At 57.6% G+C, this 17,612-nt stretch carries 10 protein-coding genes and 9 pseudogenes; 15 read left to right on the top strand and 4 right to left on the bottom strand.

The features are described 5' to 3' along the window. Positions 1 to 258: 258 nt before the first annotated feature. The 7 genes and pseudogenes from AC6I8M_RS17095 to speG all read left to right on the top strand — a co-directional run bounded on the left by AC6I8M_RS17095 (position 259) and on the right by speG (position 5,424). A pseudogene (locus AC6I8M_RS17095) lies at positions 259 to 1,825 on the top strand (ABC transporter substrate-binding protein). Further along, positions 1,825 to 2,877: pseudogene (locus AC6I8M_RS17090) on the top strand (ABC transporter permease). Before AC6I8M_RS17095 ends, AC6I8M_RS17090 begins: the two co-directional pseudogenes overlap by 1 nt. Beyond that, positions 2,874 to 3,719, top strand: coding sequence for an ABC transporter permease (locus tag AC6I8M_RS17085; RefSeq protein ID WP_022548606.1), 846 nt, complete (start codon positions 2,874 to 2,876; stop codon positions 3,717 to 3,719). The pseudogene AC6I8M_RS17090 and the gene AC6I8M_RS17085 overlap by 4 nt, the downstream one beginning before the upstream one ends. Continuing rightward, positions 3,709 to 3,840: pseudogene (locus AC6I8M_RS17080) on the top strand (ABC transporter ATP-binding protein); the annotation flags it as partial. The gene AC6I8M_RS17085 and the pseudogene AC6I8M_RS17080, both read left to right, overlap by 11 nt. A 12-nt stretch (positions 3,841 to 3,852) precedes the next feature. Then, positions 3,853 to 4,170 (top strand): annotated as a pseudogene (locus AC6I8M_RS17075) (ATP-binding cassette domain-containing protein); the annotation flags it as partial. 7 nt (positions 4,171 to 4,177) lie between these two features. Then, positions 4,178 to 4,835: pseudogene (locus AC6I8M_RS17070) on the top strand (ABC transporter ATP-binding protein); the annotation flags it as partial. 43 nt (positions 4,836 to 4,878) lie between these two features. Then, positions 4,879 to 5,424, top strand: coding sequence for a spermidine N1-acetyltransferase (gene speG / locus AC6I8M_RS17065; protein WP_010616761.1), 546 nt, complete (start codon positions 4,879 to 4,881; stop codon positions 5,422 to 5,424). Between the two features lie 87 nt (positions 5,425 to 5,511). Here the strand turns inward: speG and AC6I8M_RS17060 are convergent, their stop codons facing one another. From AC6I8M_RS17060 to AC6I8M_RS17045, 4 genes and pseudogenes are all read right to left on the bottom strand, one after another. Further along, entirely contained in the window at positions 5,512 to 5,934 is a 423-nt protein-coding gene (locus tag AC6I8M_RS17060; RefSeq protein WP_010616762.1) for a hypothetical protein, read from the bottom strand. 99 nt (positions 5,935 to 6,033) lie between these two features. Beyond that, entirely contained in the window at positions 6,034 to 6,909 is an 876-nt protein-coding gene (gene mmuM / locus AC6I8M_RS17055) for a homocysteine S-methyltransferase (protein ID WP_010616763.1), read from the bottom strand. After that, positions 6,899 to 8,315, bottom strand: a pseudogene (gene mmuP / locus AC6I8M_RS17050) (S-methylmethionine permease). The gene mmuM and the pseudogene mmuP overlap by 11 nt, the downstream one beginning before the upstream one ends. A 133-nt stretch (positions 8,316 to 8,448) precedes the next feature. After that, positions 8,449 to 8,787: a DUF2002 family protein gene (locus tag AC6I8M_RS17045; protein ID WP_010616764.1), complete on the bottom strand. Its 339-nt coding sequence runs from the start codon at positions 8,785 to 8,787 to the stop codon at positions 8,449 to 8,451. Between the two features lie 149 nt (positions 8,788 to 8,936). Here AC6I8M_RS17045 and AC6I8M_RS17040 point away from each other — a divergent pair, with 149 nt between their 5' ends. From AC6I8M_RS17040 to proX, 8 genes and pseudogenes are all read left to right on the top strand, one after another. Continuing rightward, entirely contained in the window at positions 8,937 to 9,254 is a 318-nt protein-coding gene (locus tag AC6I8M_RS17040) for a DUF883 family protein (RefSeq protein ID WP_010616765.1), read from the top strand. A 343-nt stretch (positions 9,255 to 9,597) separates the two neighbouring features. Beyond that, complete coding sequence (gene nrdH / locus AC6I8M_RS17035; RefSeq protein ID WP_010616766.1) at positions 9,598 to 9,840, top strand: glutaredoxin-like protein NrdH; 243 nt, start codon at positions 9,598 to 9,600, stop codon at positions 9,838 to 9,840. Next, positions 9,797 to 10,249, top strand: coding sequence for a class Ib ribonucleoside-diphosphate reductase assembly flavoprotein NrdI (nrdI, locus tag AC6I8M_RS17030; protein ID WP_051588484.1), 453 nt, complete (start codon positions 9,797 to 9,799; stop codon positions 10,247 to 10,249). Before nrdH ends, nrdI begins: the two co-directional genes overlap by 44 nt. A gap of 35 nt (positions 10,250 to 10,284) precedes the next feature. Further along, a pseudogene (nrdE, locus tag AC6I8M_RS17025) lies at positions 10,285 to 12,368 on the top strand (class 1b ribonucleoside-diphosphate reductase subunit alpha). An 8-nt stretch (positions 12,369 to 12,376) separates the two neighbouring features. After that, a complete protein-coding gene (nrdF, locus tag AC6I8M_RS17020) occupies positions 12,377 to 13,336 on the top strand; it encodes a class 1b ribonucleoside-diphosphate reductase subunit beta (RefSeq protein ID WP_010616768.1) in 960 nt (319 codons plus the stop codon). 543 nt (positions 13,337 to 13,879) lie between these two features. Further along, complete coding sequence (gene proV, locus AC6I8M_RS17015) at positions 13,880 to 14,998, top strand: glycine betaine/L-proline ABC transporter ATP-binding protein ProV (protein WP_041387242.1); 1,119 nt, start codon at positions 13,880 to 13,882, stop codon at positions 14,996 to 14,998. Continuing rightward, a pseudogene (gene proW / locus AC6I8M_RS17010) lies at positions 14,995 to 16,101 on the top strand (glycine betaine/L-proline ABC transporter permease ProW). Before proV ends, proW begins: the two are co-directional and overlap by 4 nt. Before the next feature lie 57 nt (positions 16,102 to 16,158). Beyond that, a pseudogene (proX, locus tag AC6I8M_RS17005) lies at positions 16,159 to 17,162 on the top strand (glycine betaine/L-proline ABC transporter substrate-binding protein ProX). Positions 17,163 to 17,612: the final 450 nt, after the last annotated feature.

The following is a 17,612-nucleotide window of genomic DNA, read 5'->3' as shown; positions in this document are numbered from 1 at the left end:
CGACTATTATAGGAGGGCGAAAAGCGAAGTAAAGTTAATTATTCCGGGGTTCAGGTTGATTTAATTTTCGTTGCGATTTGGTTGATAATGCGCACGGGAATAAGGTGCGCCAGATTAATCCGATCGCATTACGCCTTCTTGCTTGTAACTGAAGCGCACCGCTTAGAACCTTACGGCATACGCATAGCCATAAATTGACTATTCTTCACTGTAGCGCTCTCGTAAACTCGCGTTACTTTTTTAAGGCAAGGAAACAACATGAAAAAAATTATTCCCTCACTGCTGGCGCTGTCGCTGGTAGCCGCCTTCTCCGCGCAGCCCGCCACGCCGAAAGATACGCTGGTGATTGCGCAGTCTACGGATGATGCGGACAGCTTTGATCCGGCCCAGGGCTTTGAACTGACCAAGGTGCAAGCGTTCACTAACATTTATCAGCGCCTGGTGCAGTCCGATCCGGCCAATCCGACCGATCTTAAGCCAACGCTGGCGACGTCGTGGCAGCCGGGCAGCGATAACCGCAGCCTGACGTTTGCGCTGCGCAAAGACGCGAAGTTCGCCAGCGGTAACCCGCTGCGCCCGGAAGATGTCATCTTCTCGCTGGGCCGCGTGGTGAAACTCAACCTCGATCCGTCCTTTATTCTGACCCAGCTCGGCTGGAACAAAGACAACGTCGACAGCTTCCTGAAAAAGGTCGATGAAGACCACGTACAAATTAGCTGGAGCGCCAACGTCAGCCCGGCCTATGTGCTGAGCCTGCTGTCCGCGCCGGTCTCCTCGATCGTTGATGAAAAAACCGCGCAGGCCAACGCCAAAAACGGTGATTTCGGCCACGCGTGGATCGGCACCCACTCGGCCGGCAGCGGCCCGTTCCAGATTCGCAAAGTGGTGCTGCATGAAGCGATACTGCTCAGTGCCAACCCGACCTCACCGGCCGGTGCACCGAAGCTGAAAAACATTCTGATCAAGAACGTGCCGGAGCCGGCAGCGCGCCGTCTGCTGCTGGAACAGGGCGATGTCGATATCGCGCGTAACCTCGGTGCCGACCAGATCGCTGCGCTGAAGGGCAAAGCCGGCGTGAAGACCGAAGCGATTCCGATGGCGTCGCTCTACTACATTCAGTTCAACGTCGGTGCCAATCCGGTGCTGAAGAACCCGGCGCTGTGGGAAGCGGCACACTATTTGTTCGACTATAAAGGTATCGCCAATGACCTGCTGAAAGGCCAGTTTGAAGTGCACCAGACCTTCCTGCCGAAGGGTTTCCTCGGTGCGCTCAACGACACGCCTTACAGCTACGATCCGGAGAAAGCCAAAGCGATTCTGCAGAAGGCCGGCCTGACCAACGTCAGCTTCAAGCTCTCTACCAGCAATCAGCCTCCGTACCTTGATATCGCGCAGGCGCTGCAGGGCAGCTTCGCCAAAGGCGGTGTGAAAGTGGAAGTGCAGCCGGGCTTGAGTTCTGAAGTCTCCACCCGCGTAGGCGCATCAGTATGAAGCCACGCTCAACGCCTGGGGCGCGGATTATTTCGCCCCGAACACCAACGCCGCGTCCTTCGCTTACAACCCGGAAGATGGCAGCAAAACCATTGCTTACCGTTCAGACTGGCACATTCCTGAGCTGAGCAAACAGACGCTGGCGGCGACGGCCGAAGCCGACAGCAATAAGCGCGTTGAGCTTTATCAGGCGATGCAGCGCGAAGTGCTGAAGAACTCGCCGTACGTGATTGGCCTGCAGGCGCGTAACCTGATTGCGCTGCGCGACAATCTGCAGGGCTATGTGCAGGGAATCAACCCGGACATGGTGTATTACGCGCAGGTTTCGAAGTAATGGCAGCGTCAGCGTCATCGGCCGGGTTCGCCCGGCCACTCTGGCAGCGCTTCAGCCGCCTCGTCACCAGTCTGCTGTCGCTGCTGATGACGCTGGTGGGTTTGTTAGCGTTTACTTTCATGCTGTCGCACCTGTCGCCAGTCGACCCGGTGCAGCAAATCGCCGGCGATCACGCTAGCGAAGCCACCTATGCTCAGGTGCGTCACGACCTTGGGCTGGATCAGCCGGTGCTGGTGCAGTTCTGGCGCTATATCAGCCATCTGGCGCAGGGCAATCTCGGCCTGTCGCACCTGACCAACCAGCCGGTCAGCGCCGACCTGATGCGCACCTTCCCCGCCACGCTTGAGCTGGCGACCTGTTCGATGATTTTCGCTGCGGTGTTCGGCGTGACGCTCGCGCTGCTGGCGGCGTGGAAACCGGGCAGCGTCATCGATAATGTGGCGCGCTTTATCTCGCTGCTGGGCTACTCGGTGCCGGTGTTCTGGTTCGGCCTGCTGGGTCTGCTGCTGTTCTACGCCGTGCTGCACTGGTCCGCCGGTCCGGGTCAGCTGGATGATATCTGGATCTATACCCTCGAACCGAAGACCGGCTTTGTACTGATTGATAGCTGGCTCTCCGGCGATGCGGAAATGTTCCGCAACGCGATTGCCCATCTGTGGCTGCCGGTGGTGATTCTCGGCCTGCTGGCGATGGCGGGCATCACGCGCCTGCTGCGCGCAGCGCTGCTGGAAGAGAGCAGCAAAGAGTATGTGGTGCTGGCGCGCGCCAAAGGCGCTGGCCGGGCGCGCATTCTGCTGCGTCATATTTTCCCCAACGTGCTGGGCACGCTGATCACCGTTATCGCCCTCTCCTACGCCACGCTGCTGGAAGGGTCAGTGCTGACGGAAACCGTATTCGCCTAGCCGGGCGTGGGTCGCTACATGACCAACGCGCTGTTTTCCGCGGATGTTCCGGCGATTCTCGGCGCTACGTTGCTGATTGGCAGCTGCTTTATCCTGCTCAACGCCGTGGCCGACGCCCTCACCTGGTTAACCGATCCGAGAACCCGATGACTCAACAACTTCATGAACTGGAAACCGTGCGCCCGCGCCGGCGCCGGGCGCGTATCACCTCGCTGACCATCGGCCTGACGCTGGTGATCGTGCTGGTGGCCATGGCGCTGCTGGCGCCGTTTGATCCTAACGCGCAGGTGATTGAACAGCGTCTGCTGGCACCGTCTGCGCTGCACTGGTTCGGCACCGACGGCTTCGGGCGCGATTTATTGTCACGCGTGATCTACGGCGCACGTCCGACGCTGCTGCTGGTGTCGCTGATTCTGGTGCTGACCATCCCGGTTGGCCTGTTAGTCGGCATCACCGCGGGCTACGTCGGCGGCTGGATCGAACGCGTGCTGATGCGCATCACCGATATTTTCCTGTCGCTGCCCAACCTGGTGATTGCGCTGGCGCTGGTGGCAATGCTGGGTCCGGGCCTGATGAACGGCGCGCTGGCGCTGGCGCTCACCAGCTGGCCGCCGTTTGCCCGGCAGGCACGCGCGGAAACCCTGGCGCTGCGCCGCAGCGATTACCTCGCCGCCGCGCGGATGCAGGGCATTACCGACCTGCGCCTGATGTTTGGCCACATTCTGCCGCTCTGCCTGCCCACCGCCGTGGTGCGTGCCGCGCTGAGCCTCGGTGGGATTATTCTTTCTGCCGCCGGGCTGGGCTTCCTTGGCATGGGCGTACAGCCGCCAACCGCCGAATGGGGCTCGATGGTAGCAGAAGGCATCAAAGTGATTTTCGACCAATGGTGGGTGGCGGCAGCGCCCGGCGCAGCCATTCTGTTCGCCAGCCTGGCGTTTAACCTGACAGGCGACGGCCTGCGTGACCGACTGGATACCCGCCATGCCAAATGATCTGTTAATTGATGCGCAGGGGCTGACGATTCGCAGCCACGATGCGCTGCTGGTGGATAACATCAGCTTTACCCTCGGCCGCGAACGCGTGGCGCTGGTCGGTGAATCCGGTTCGGGCAAACCCTGACCGCGCGAGCGCGACTGGATCGGCCTGCGCAGCGGCAAAGTGGCGATGGTGATGCAGGACCCGAAATACGCGCTCAACCCGACGCGCACCATTGGCTGGCAGGTTGAAGAACTACTGGTGCTGCATCGCAAGCTGAGCCGCGCCGAGCGCAAAGAGAAAGTGTGCGAGATGCTGGCCGCGGTGGGCCTGCCCGAGCCGCGCCAGCTGATGAAGCGCTATCCGCATCAGCTCTCCGGCGGCATGGGCCAGCGCGTGATGCTGGCGATCGCGCTGATTACCGATCCCGATTTGCTGATTGCCGATGAGCCCACCTCGGCGCTGGAGAAGATGCATGATTGAATTAACCAACCTGAGCGTCTCGCACAAACAGGGTTATGAACTGCGCACCGTAGTGCACGATGTGAACCTGCAGGTTGCGGCCGGCGAGTGTTTCGGTCTGGTGGGGCCTTCCGGCTGCGGTAAATCGTCGCTGCTGTAGGTGATGGCCGGACTGAATCCGCACTGGCGCGGCCAGATGACGCTGGCGAATACCGCCGTGCAGCCGGGCAAACCCTTTACCGGCCAGCTGCGGCGCAATGTGCAGATGATGTTTCAGGATTCCTACGCTTCGCTGCATCCGCGTCACCGGCTACGCCGCACGCTGGCGGAACCGCTTAAGCTGCTGCGACGCGATAACATCGACGATCGCATCAACGCGGGCTTCCGCCATGTCGGGCTGGATCCGGTGCTGGCGGATCGCTATCCGCATCAGCTGTCCGGCGGACAGCGTCAGCGCGTCGCCATCGTGCGCGCCCTGCTGCTGGAGCCCAAAATCCTGCTGCTGGATGAGCCGACGTCGGCGCTGGATATGTCTGTACAGGCCGAGATCCTTAATCTGCTTAACGATCTGAAACAGAATTATGGCCTGACGATGGTGCTGGTCAGCCACGATCACTGACGTGATCGATCATATGTGCGATCGCGCCGCGGTTTATCGTGAAGGTAAATTGCGCCGCCGCCCAACAGTCATTCAGTCATCTAAAGGAACACCGTATGACGGTAAAATTACGTCCGCTGGAGCGGGAAGATCTGCACTTTGTCCATCAGCTGGATAACAATGCCAGCGTAATGCGCTACTGGTTTGAAGAGCCGTACGAAACGTTTGTGGAGCTTTCTGACCTGTATGACAAGCACATCCACGATCAGACCGAGCGACGCTTTGTGGTGGAACACGATGGGCAAAAAGCCGAGCTGGTCGAGCTGGTGGAGATCAACCACGTGCATCGCCGGGCGGAGTTTCAGATCATCATTGACCCGGCGCATCAGGGCAAGGGCTTAGCCAGCAGGGCGGCAAAGCTGGCGATGGATTACGGCTTTTCGGTGCTCAATCTCTACAAGCTGTATCTGATTGTCGATCAGGAGAACGAGAAGGCGATTCATATCTACACCAAGCTCGGTTTCGAGGTGGAAGGCGTGCTGAAGCACGAGTTTTTCATCAACGGCGAGTATCGCAACACCATCCGCATGTGTATTTTCCAGCAGCAGTACTTGGCGCAACATAAATCCGGTAATGCGATGGTGAAGCCTACCGCGCAATAATAACAATCGGGACGAACCGTAGCGGCGCAATTTATTGCGCGTATTTAACTGAGCGCGATTAATCGCGCCGCTACGCATCCGTGCAAATTATCCGCCGCGCGCGCCGACCACGTTGAGATGCGGCTGCGGGTGCGCTGGCTTCAGGTCATACATACCGCCATAAAACGGATCGACCACCAGCCAGCCGGGGAAACCGAGCAGCGGAATATTGCCCAGCACGTACCACAGGTTGGCGCTGGCTTCGATGGGCAGCGTCAGCGGTACATAGCCCGGACTCTCCAGCATCACCTGATAATATTTCTTACCGAAATAGGTGCTATTGGATTTCGCCAGATCCACCGTCTGCGGCGTGTAGCCCTGCGCCACCGCGCGGCCGGTTTCATCCTGCACGGTGAAACGCGCGCCCTGCGGCACAGAGTCAATTTTTACCGGTTGCGTTTCGGTGCCGACAATGGTGGCACAGCCGCTCAGCAGCAGCGCGCAGGCGGGAAGAAGATGTCGCAGGTTCATAGCAGATCCGCTTCAGAATCAGAAAGGACAGTCTAAACTGCTTTCTCTGCCTTTTCACTTGTCTCAATCGCGCTATCAGTGGCGCTTTTCTGCGCTTTATTACGGTTGACAACAGGCGGCAATCGCCGCGATATCCTGCGGCGTGGTACGGCAGCAGCCGCCAATCAGCCGTGCGCCCGCCTGTTGCCACTCGGGGAACTTATCGTGCAGCGTGCAGCCAGACGGCGCCGAGTGCCAGCTTTTGCTGACCGCATCATACTGCTCGCCGGAGTTAGGATAGACCAGCAGCGGCTTGTCCGTCAGCGCCTGTAGCGTTTGCAGCGCCGGCGTCACGCTCTCCAGCGCCACGCAGTTGAGGCCGACGGCGACCACCTGCTGCGCAGCATTGATGACTTCCGCCACCTTGCTCAGCGGCGTGCCGTCACTCAGGTGCTGCGCATCACGCAGCGTGAAGGAGAACCACGCGCTGCTGTGCGGGAACTCCGCCAGCAGGCTAATCAGCGCCTGAATTTCACCAAACGACGGCAGCGTTTCACACGTCAGCAAATCCACGCCCGCCTCCAGCAGCGCCGCCACGCGCGGACGGTGGAAATCCTTCATTTCAACAGCCGGCAAGGCGTAGTCGCCGCGATACTCGGCGCCGTTGGCCAGATAAGCGCCATAAGGACCGACCGATCCGGCCACCAGCAGCGGTGCCTCGCTGCCTGAAGCGGCACGGTAATCGTCGCGCGCCCGCTGAGCCAGCGCCACGCTCTGGCGGATCAGCGCGCTGGCTTGGCCGCTATCCAGTCCGCGGGCGGCGAAGTAGTCATAGTGCACCTGATAAATCAGCTCGGGATTTTCCATCAACACTTTGGCCGACCACAGCGTATCGGCCAGATTACAGCCGCGCGCTTCCAGCTCTGTCGCCAGCGCGCCATCCAGAATCAGGGTATCAGTGTGGGTCAGGGCCGTAGCGATGGGGTTACGCGACATCATCGGTCTCCTTAGCGTTAAAAGCGTGTTGGCGTTTTTGCGTCAGATAATAAGCAGCGTAGCAGAACAGTACAAAAGGAATGCCGCACCATAGCGCGATGCGCTGTGACGGGTCAAAGGCCAGCCCGATGCACGCCAGCAGACACAGGGTAAATCCCAGGATCGGCACTAGCGGATAGAACGGGGCGCGGTACGCCAGCTGCTGCGGCGCATTGCCCGCCTGCAGATAGCGACGACGGAACATGTAGTGTGAAGCGCAAATGCTGAGCCACACCCGCCACCACGGCAAAGCCGGAAATCGCTGACAACGCCACAAACACCGTATCCAGCGCGATCACGCTGGAAAACAGCGCCAGCAGGCCGCCGAGCATACTCACGGTGATGGCCAGCTGCGGAATGCCGCGCCGGTTGACCCGGGCAAAGCAGCGCGGCAGCGTGTTTTCATTGGCCAGCGACCACAGCATCCGTCCTGAGGCGTACAGTCCGGAGTTCGCCGCTGACAGGATCGCGGTGAGGATCACGAAGTTGAAAATATCCGCCGCGTACGGGATGCCGATCTTTTCGAACACCAGTACGAACGGACTTTTAACGATGCCCGCCTGATCAATCGGGATCAGCGCGGCCAGCACAAAGACCGTGCCGATAAAGAAGATGATCAGGCGCGCCACGGTGGTGCGAATCGCCAGCGGGAGTGCTTTCTGCGGCTGCTCGGTTTCACCCGCTGCAATGCCGATCAGCTCGGTACCGGAGAAGGCAAAATTCACCGCCACCATGGTCATCAGAATCGGCAACGTGCCGTGTGGCAGCCAGCCGGAAGCCGTCAGGTTATGTAATCCCGGCGCCGCGCTGCCGTCCTTCATCGGGATGAACCCCAGCATGGCCGCCGCGCCCAGCACGATAAAGGCAATGATGGTGATCACTTTAATGATGGAGAACCAGAACTCCCCTTCGGCAAAGAAGCGCGTCGAGACACTATTCAGCAGATAGATGGCGACACAGAACACCTGGCACCACAGCCACACCGGCACTGTCGGAAACCAATACTGCATACAGAAACCGGCGGCGGTGAGGCTGGAGCCGAGCGCCACCGTCCAGGTGAGCCAGTAGAGCCAGGCCACGGTGTAACCGGTCGCCGGACTGAGGTAGTGCACGGCGTAGACGTGAAACGCGCCGGTTTCCGGCATCGCTACCGCCAGTTCGCCAAGACACACCATCACCAGCCATACCACCAGCGCACCAATCAGATAGGCCAGCAGCGTGCCCGCAGCGCCGGTGGTGGAGATGATGTAGCCGGTGTTGAAAAACAGCCCGGTGCCAATCACGCCGCCAAGCGACAGCATCACCAGATGCCGAACCTTCATACTGCGCTTGAAGTTTGCCTGCGAAGGCGTCGGTTCAGTTTGCATTCTTTATATCCATATGGACGTCTAAACTTCTATATGGACACAGAGTTATACGCATCCGCGCGGCAATTTGCAACGTGGTAAAGGGTAAGGATTGGGAAAGCGTGTGCGGCCCCGCCGCAACGGGGCACACCAGTCAGGCGCCGAAGACGCCCTGCAGATAACGCTCAAGCGCCATGCGCGAGCTAAAACCGTGGCGAATACCGTAGTGCTCCTGCGAATCCCCCATCAGGTAGAGAGGGAACTGCGTGTAGTGGTCGCAGGTTTTCATCTCTGATGCGGGTTCAGCGAAATGCTGACTTTTTTCTTTCAGGGTGGGATGAATGATCAACGCTGTGCGCCCCATGCGGGCTTCACGATTCACATAGACGTAGTTTTCGCCACGGCGATAACCATAAGTTTTGGGTGTCAGGACGTCCATTTCGAATCCTGCTTTTTCCAGTACGCGCGCTACCTCATCCGGACGTAAATACATGCTTGCTCCTCTCTTCTCACAGCCCCGCAACCTTACATCAGCACGACAGCACAGGACATTCGGAATTTCCCTAAAGCCTGGCACACGGCTGCGTTTAGTCACGTTTCGTCTACACTTAGTATTACGTTTTAAGTCAAAGGGAACGAAAAATGTTTAATCGAACCAGCAAAAACGATGACATTGATATCAATCAGGATGTAAACGAACTGGCCGATTCGCAGGAAGCCTTACTGAAATCTTACGGCAGCGAAGCCAAAGATGAAGTGGACAGCGCACGCAGTCAGGCACAGGCCCTGCTGAAACAGACGCGCGCTAAACTGAACGGCAGTGGCAACCGCGTGACTCAGGCCGCGCGCGATGCGGGTTATCAGGTGGATGCCTACGTGCATGACAAACCGTGGTACGGCGTGGGTGTCGGTGCCGCTGTCGGTCTGGTGCTGGGCGCCCTGCTGATGTCACGCCGCTAAATCGCTAAAAAATCATCAGGAGCCTCGCGCATGCGGGGCTTTTTTTGCGCGTCACTCCGCATTAGCGCGCCGATCCGGCTGCTGTCAGGCTGGTTAAAATTCCCTCAAAACCCTTTACAAAAATTTTTTCCCTGCGCCAAGGCGCACCATCGCTAGCATTCGCCATAATCCGACGTCATAAATCACAAAACCCTATATCTGGTGGGCTTGACCACCAATACCACTACATCTAGTATTCAGGCTATCAACTCGCTACCAGATATCAGCAGGGACGAAGCTCGCAGCAAAAGGTTTTTTGCTTCGTATCTCGCAATCTGACCACAACCAGAGGTAAATACGAATCATGCGCATTATTATTTACACTAAGAGCCAGTGTGTCCAGTGTGACGCCACCAAAAATGCCATGGATCGCAGTGGCATCGACTACCAGCTGATTAACCTCGACGCGCAACCGGAAGCCATTGACCAGCTCAAATCGCTTGGCTATCGCCAAGTGCCCGTCGTGATGACTCACAACGACCACTGGAGCGGCTTCCGTCCCGATAAGATCGCCGGCCTGCGCCAGCTCGCAGCAATCGGGGGATAAAGCGGTTTTTCCACTGGTCTATTTTTCCAGCCAGTCGGAAAACACGCACCGGTTTATCACCCGTCTCGACCTGCCTGCGCGGCGTATTCCGCTCGACGTCACGCAGCGCCTGCACATCGACCAGCCCTATATTTTAGTGGTGCCGAGCTACGGCGGCGGCAGCGCGCGTGGGGCAGTGCCGAAACAGGTGATTCAGTTCCTTAATGATGACGCCAACCGGCGCGGTATTCGCGGTGTGATTGCTGCGGGCAATCGCAACTTTGGCGCGGGCTTCTGCCTGGCGGGCGACATCATTGCGCAGAAATGTCAGGTTCCCTATCTCTACCGCTTTGAGCTGATGGGAACCCCCGACGATATTGCCCATGTTAAAGCGGGAGTGACCCAATTTTGGCAACGACAGACACCCTGAACAGCACACAGCTGGACTACCACGCGCTCAACGCGATGCTAAACCTGTATGACGCGGATGGCCGCATCCAGTTCAGCAAAGATCATGAAGCCACACGCCAGTTTTTCCTGCAGCACGTCCAGCCCAACAGCGTGCCATTCGACTCGCACGGCGAGCGTCTGCGCTATCTGATGGCCGAAGGCTATTATGAAGCCGGGGTGCTGAACCAGTACGATTTCGCCTTCCTGTGCCAGCTGCACGAAGACGCTGACGCCTGGGGCTTCCGTTTTCACACCTTCCTCGGTGCGTGGAAGTTTTATATCAGCTATACCCTGAAAACCTTCGACGGCAAACGCTATCTGGAAACCTTTGAGCAGCGCGCCTGCATGGTGGCGCTGACGCTGGCACGCGGCAATGAAACGCTGGCGCGTGAACTGCTGGCCGAGATGCTGAGCGGTCGCTTCCAGCCGGCTACGCCCACCTACCCCTCAACTGCGGTAAACAGCAGCGCGGCGAGCTGGTCTCCTGCTTCCTGCTGCGCATTGAAGACAATATGGAGTCGATTGGCCGCGCGGTGAATTCGGCGCTGCAGCTGTCGAAGCGCGGTGGCGGCGTGGCGTTTCTGCTCTCCAACCTGCGTGAATCCGGCGCGCCGATCAAGCGCATTGAAAATCAGTCATCCGGCGTAATCCCGGTGATGAAGATGCTGGAAGATGCGTTCTCCTACGCCAATCAGCTCGGTGCGCGTCAGGGCGCAGGTGCGGTGTGGCTGAATGCGCACCATCCGGATATCCTGCGCTTCCTGGATACCAAACGTGAAAACGCTGACGAGAAGATCCGCATCAAAACGCTGTCGCTCGGCGTGGTGATCCCGGATATCACCTTCCAGCTGGCCAAAGTGAACCGCGATATGGCGCTGTTTTCGCCTTACGACGTTGAGCGTATTTACGGCAAGGCGTTTGGTGATATCATCATCAGCGAGCACTACGAGGCGATGCTGGCTGACCATCGCATCCGTAAAACCTTCATCAAGCCGCGCGACTTCTTCCAGACGCTGGCGGAAATTCAGTTTGAGTCCGGCTATCCCTACATCATGTATGAGGACAGCGTGAACCGCAGCAACCCGATTGCCGGTCGCATCAACATGAGTAACCTGTGCTCGGAGATCCTGCAGGTTAACAGCGCCAGCGAATATCACGACGACCTGAGCTATCGCCGCGTCGGCAAAGATATCTCCTGTAACCTCGGCTCCCTGAATATAGCCCACGCCATGGACTCGCGTAATCTGGCGCAAACCGTGGAAGTGGCGGTGCGCGCGCTGACGGCGGTTTCCGAGATGAGCGACATCACCTCCGTGCCGTCAGTGGCGGAAGGCAATCGCCGTTCACACGCTATCGGTCTCGGACAGATGAACCTGCACGGCTATCTGGAGCGTGAAGGCATGGCTTACGGTTCGCCAGAGGCGCTGGATTTCACCAACCTCTATTTCTACTGCGTGACTTATCACGCCCTGCGCACCTCCAACCTGCTGGCGCAGGAGCGCGGCGCGAGCTTTGACGGCTTTGCGCAGTCGCAGTACGCCAGCGGTGCCTATTTCGACAAATATACCCAGCACAGCTGGCAGCCGCGCACTGCCCGGGTGGCGCAGATTTTTGCCGATGCCGGCATCGCCCTGCCCGACCAAGCGGACTGGCTAGCACTGCGTGCGTCAGTGATGCAGCACAGTTTGTATAACCAGAACCTGCAGGCGATTCCGCCGACCGGTTCTATCTCTTACATCAACCACGCCACGTCAAGCATCCACCCGATTGTGTCGCGCATTGAGATCCGTAAAGAGGGCAAAACCGGCCGCGTTTATTACCCGGCTCCGTTTATGACCAATGACAACCTTGAGCTGTATCAGGATGCCTACCAGATTGGTCCTGAAGCGATTATTGATACCTACGCCGAAGCCACCCGGCACGTCGATCAGGGACTGTCGCTGACGCTGTTTTTCCGCGATGACGTCACGACGCGCGATATCAACAAAGCGCAGATCTACGCCTAGAAGAAAGGCATCAAAACCCTCTATTACATTCGACTGCGTCAGATGGCGCTACAAGGCACGGAGGTACAGCGCTGCGTTTCCTGTGCACTGTGATGATGACTATGCAACTTAAACAGATTCAGGCGATTAACTGGAACCGCATCCAGGACGAGAAAGATCTCGAAGTGTGGAACCGTCTTACCAACAACTTCTGGCTGCCGGAGAAGGTGCCGCTGTCCAACGATCTGCCGGCGTGGCAATCGCTCGCCCCGCAGCAGCAGCAACTGACAATTCGGGTGTTTACCGGTTTGACGCTACTCGACACCATTCAGAACGTCATTGGCGCACCGGGACTGATGGAAGATGCGCTGACGCCGCACGAAGAGGCGGTGCTGTCGAACATCAGCTTTATGGAAGCGGTTCACGCGCGCTCTTACAGTTCGATCTTCTCCACGCTGTGTAACACCGCCGACGTGGATGCTGCCTACCTCTGGAGTGAGGAGAATGCCGCCCTGCAGAACAAGGCGAAGATCGTGCTGGAGCACTACCGCGCCAGCGATCCGCTGAAGAAGAAAATCGCCAGCGTCTTTCTGGAGTCGTTCCTGTTTTACTCCGGCTTCTGGCTGCCGATGTACTGGTCAAGCCGCGGCAAGCTGACCAACACCGCCGATCTGATTCGGCTGATTATCCGTGATGAAGCGGTGCACGGTTATTACATCGGCTATAAGTACCAGAAAGCGCTGGAAACCGTTGACGACGCACGCCGCGCTGAGCTGCAGCAGTTCGCCATCGAGCTACTGCTGGCGCTGTATGAAAACGAGGTGGTGTACACCGAAGCGCTGTATGCCGACGTGGGCTGGACTGAAGAGGTGAAAACCTTCCTGCATTACAATGCCAACAAGGCGCTGATGAACTTGGGTTACGAAGCGCTGTCCCCGGCGGAGCTGACGGCGGTGAATCCGGCGATTCTGTCGGCGCTATCGCCCAACGCCGATGAAAACCACGATTTCTTTTCGGGTTCCGGTTCATCCTATGTGATGGGCAAAGCGGTTGAAACCGAGGACGAGGACTGGAATTTTTAGTCGCGTGCGGTGCGCGGTAAGGGGTGCGCATTGCACCGTAGGGTGCGCATCAATGCGCACCCTACGGTTGGGTTAATCATGTCGCCTGGAATGCCCCCGGCGGTTATGTTAATGCATCTGTAGGGTCGGCATTTATGCCGACCAGGTTAATTTCATGTCGATCCCACTACGCTCTGACCATTCATTTTCCTTTCCTGAATTCTCGCCGTCATCCCAAAATAACGTTAATTCCGCGCGTGATTATTTTACGTATTTAACGCCATTCATCGCCGGAATATTTTGCCTGACCAAGTGTGATTTATCCGCCTTCCAGCGATAATTCTGACCGAAACCGGTTTAATTTCACAAAAAATTCAGAAAAAATTTATCCCGCCTCATCCCTTGCAGGCACTGGAATTAGCCACTGTCGCGCCATACGTGTCACGTCAGATATTTCAGTCAAGGGTTGTCAGATAATCTCACTATGCTACGGTATAGGCGCTTAAATTTACGCAGGGTACAACAAAAAATAGTCAGACATTTAACCAGGAATTTCATTACTGCATTGCAATTAAACTCGAAGTAAAGAATTTATATAAGGTATTTGGCGATCATCCCGAAAAGGCATTTAAGCTGATTGAAAAAGGCGAGATCTTTGTCATCATGGGGCTGTCCGGCTCCGGCAAGTCCACTATGGTTCGCCTTCTCAATCGTCTGATCGAGCCGACACGCGGCCAGGTGATTATTGATGGTGTCGATATTGCCAAAATATCCGACGCAGAATTGCGTGATGTGCGCAGAAATAAAATCAGTATGGTATTTCAGTCGTTCGCACTGATGCCGCACATGACAGTGCTAAATAATACCGCGTTCGGCATGGAATTAGCTGGCGTGGCGCTGCAGGAACGACAGGAAAAAGCGCTCGACGCGCTGCGTCAGGTCGGACTGGAAAATTATGCTCACGCCTATCCCGATGAACTCTCCGGCGGAATGCGTCAGCATGTTGGATTAGCCCGCGTACTGGCTATTAATCCGGATATATTGCTAATGGACGAAGCCTTTTCCGCACTTGATCCATTAATTCGCACGGAAATGCAGGATGAACTGGTAAAACTGCAGGCGAAACATCAGCGCACCATCGTCTTTATTTCCCACGATCTGGATGAAGCCATGCGTATTGGCGACCGCATCGCCATCATGCAGGGCGGCGAAGTGGTGCAGGTCGGCACGCCGGATGAAATCCTTAATAATCCGGCCAACGATTATGTGCGCACCTTCTTCCGCGGCGTGGATATCAGTCACGTCTTCAGCGCCAAAGATATCGCCCGCCGCAGTGCCGGCGCGCTGATTCGCAAGGCCGCAGGTTTCGGTCCGCGTTCGGCGATTAAACTGCTGCAGGATGAAGACCGCGAGTATGGGTACGTGCTGGAGAAACAGAAATTTATCGGCGTCGTCTCCACTGACTCGCTGAAAGCGGCACTCGCTGCCGGTGAAGGGCTGGATAACGCACTGCTCGACGCGCCGCTGGCGGTTCCTGACGATACCTCGCTCAACGATTTGCTCTCTTACGTCGCGCAGGCGCCCTGTGCGGTGCCGGTGATCGGCGAAGATCAGCAGTACGTCGGTATCATTTCCAAAAGCACGCTGTTACGCGCTTTAGATCGTGAAGGAGCCCAGCCATGAGTGCACAAAACGCCAATCCATGGGAAAGCGCCAGCCAGACCAGCGCGCCACCCGCCACCAGCAACGCCGCCGCAGCCAGCAGCGATCCGTGGTCCGCGGCAGGCAGCAGCACACCGGCCGACAGCAGCGCCGCCAGCAGCAGCGACTGGCTGAGCAGCGCACCGTCCACGGCGCCGGAGCACTTCAGCCTGCTGGATCCGTTCCACACCACGCTGATTCCGCTGGATCGCTGGGTAACCGAAGGCATCGACTGGGTGGTTACCCACTTCCGCCCGCTGGTTCAGGGTATTCGCGTGCCGGTGGATTATATCCTCAGCGCTTTTCAGCTACTGCTGATGGGCCTGCCCGCACCGGTGGCGATCGTCGTGTTCGCGCTGATTGCCTGGCAGATTGCCAGCCCGGCGATGGGCCTCGACACGCTGATATCGCTGGTGCTGATTGGCATGATCGGTGCCTAGTCCCAGGCGATGGTGACGCTGGCGCTGGTGCTCAACGCCCTGCTGTTCTGCGTACTGATTGGCCTGCCGCTTGGCATCTGGCTGGCGCGCAGTGAGCACGCATCGCGCATCGTGCGGCCCCTGCTGGATGCGATGCAAACCACGCCCGCGTTCGTCTATCTGGTGCCCATCGTCATGCTGTTTGGTATCGGCAACGTACCGGGCGTGGTGGTGACGATTATCTTTGCCCTGCCGCCGGTGGTGCGTCTCACCATACTCGGCATCAAGCAGGTGCCGGCTGACCTGATCGAAGCCAGTGAATCTTTCGGTGCCAGCCCGCGCCAGATGCTGTTCAAGGTCCAGCTGCCGCTGGCGATGCCGACCATCATGGCTGGCGTCAATCAGACGCTGATGCTGGCGCTGTCGATGGTGGTCATCGCCTCGATGATTGCCGTTGGCGGTCTGGGCCAGATGGTGCTGCGCGGTATTGGCCGTCTCGATATGGGGCTCGCCAGCGTGGGCGGCGTCGGTATCGTGATCCTCGCCATCATTCTCGACCGCCTGACGCAGTCGGTAGGTCGCGACAGCCGCAGCCGTGGCAGCCGTCACTGGTACAGTAGCGGTCCTCTGGGTTTGTTGCTGCGTCCATTCAGTAAAAAAGTCTGATTTCTTTGGGCGGCCCGCTGCGGTCGCCCGTCTCCGACGTCACACGTAAAATAAGGAATGACTACGCGCAAGACAGCTCTATTCGCCGCCGTCCTGACCACGGCTGCCGCGACGCACGTGTCCGCCGCCGACCTTCCAGGCAAAGGCATTACCGTTAAACCGGCTCAGAGTACCATTTCCGAAGAGACCTTCCAGACGCTGCTGGTGAGCCGCGCGCTGGAGAAGCTGGGCTACAACCGTTGAGAAGTCGAGTGAAGTAGATTACAACGTGGCTTACACCACCATTGCCGGCGGTGATGCCACGTTTATCGCCACCAACTGGCAACCGCTGCATGACGACATGTACAAAGCCGCCGGTGGTGATAATAAATTTTATCGCCAGGACACCTACGTCAGCGGTGCCGCGCAGGGTTACCTGATCGACAAGAAAACGGCCGACCAGTACTACATCACCAACATTGAACAGCTGAAAGATCCAAAGCTGGCCAAACTGTTTGATACCAATGGCGATGGTAAAGCAGACCTGACCGGCTCTACGCTTGGCTGGGGATGTGAGGCGGTAATTAACCATCAGATCGAGGCCTACAAACTGTAGCGATACCGTGGTACACAACCAGGGTAACTACTCGGCGATGATTGCCGACACCGTTACGCGCTTCAAACAGGGTAAACCGATTCTCTATTACACCTGGACGCCATACTGGGTGAGCGACGTGCTGAAGCCAGGGAAAGATGTGGTGTGGTTACAGGTACCGTTCTCCTCACTGCCGGGCGCACAAAGCAAAGTGGATACCAGACTGGCCAACGGCGCGAACTATGGCTTCCCGGTGAACACCATGCATATCGTGGCCAACAAAGCTTGGGCAGAGAAGAATCCGGCGGCGGCAAAACTGTTTGCTGAAATGAAGCTGCCGATTGGCGACATCAATGCCGAGAACGCCGCGATGCATGCCGGCCACGCCTCAGAAGCGGACATCAACGGCCACGTTGACGGCTGGATCAAAGCCCATCAGGCGGAATTTGATAAATGGGTCAGCGACGCCATGGCGGCGGCGAAATAAGCCCACGCGGCACCCCGTCTCAGCCACGTGGTGCCGCCATTTTCCACGCTTCCGCCCCGTCAGTAAGCGAAGCGTGCGCTATAGCGCACTGGTACGGCCTGTTAATTAACACAACATTGAAATAATTTTTTTTGGTTACTATTACCCACATATGATTATTTACCCGCTTTTCCCACCAGCTATGTTTCCTTTCCGCCGCCCGCATCGGGTCCGTCGCGCCAGGATGAGTCTGCGTTATCGGTGGCATTCACCCTGCCACGTGCCGGTTATACGGCAGACGACGAACGGAATTCATCACGCCGCTGATGCTGGCGCGTTACCCGGATTACCCGTTGCCTTATCGATTAACCCATTGATTTACTCCAGCAAAGCCGGCGGGGAAAAATGTTTAGAAAACGTAAAGATCAATGCAAAGTGGTGAGCGATACTATTCATTAATGATTGGCTTTG

It is taken from the genome of Type-A symbiont of Plautia stali, from assembly GCF_059731155.1.
This window is presented reverse-complemented; position numbering and strand designations above follow the sequence as displayed.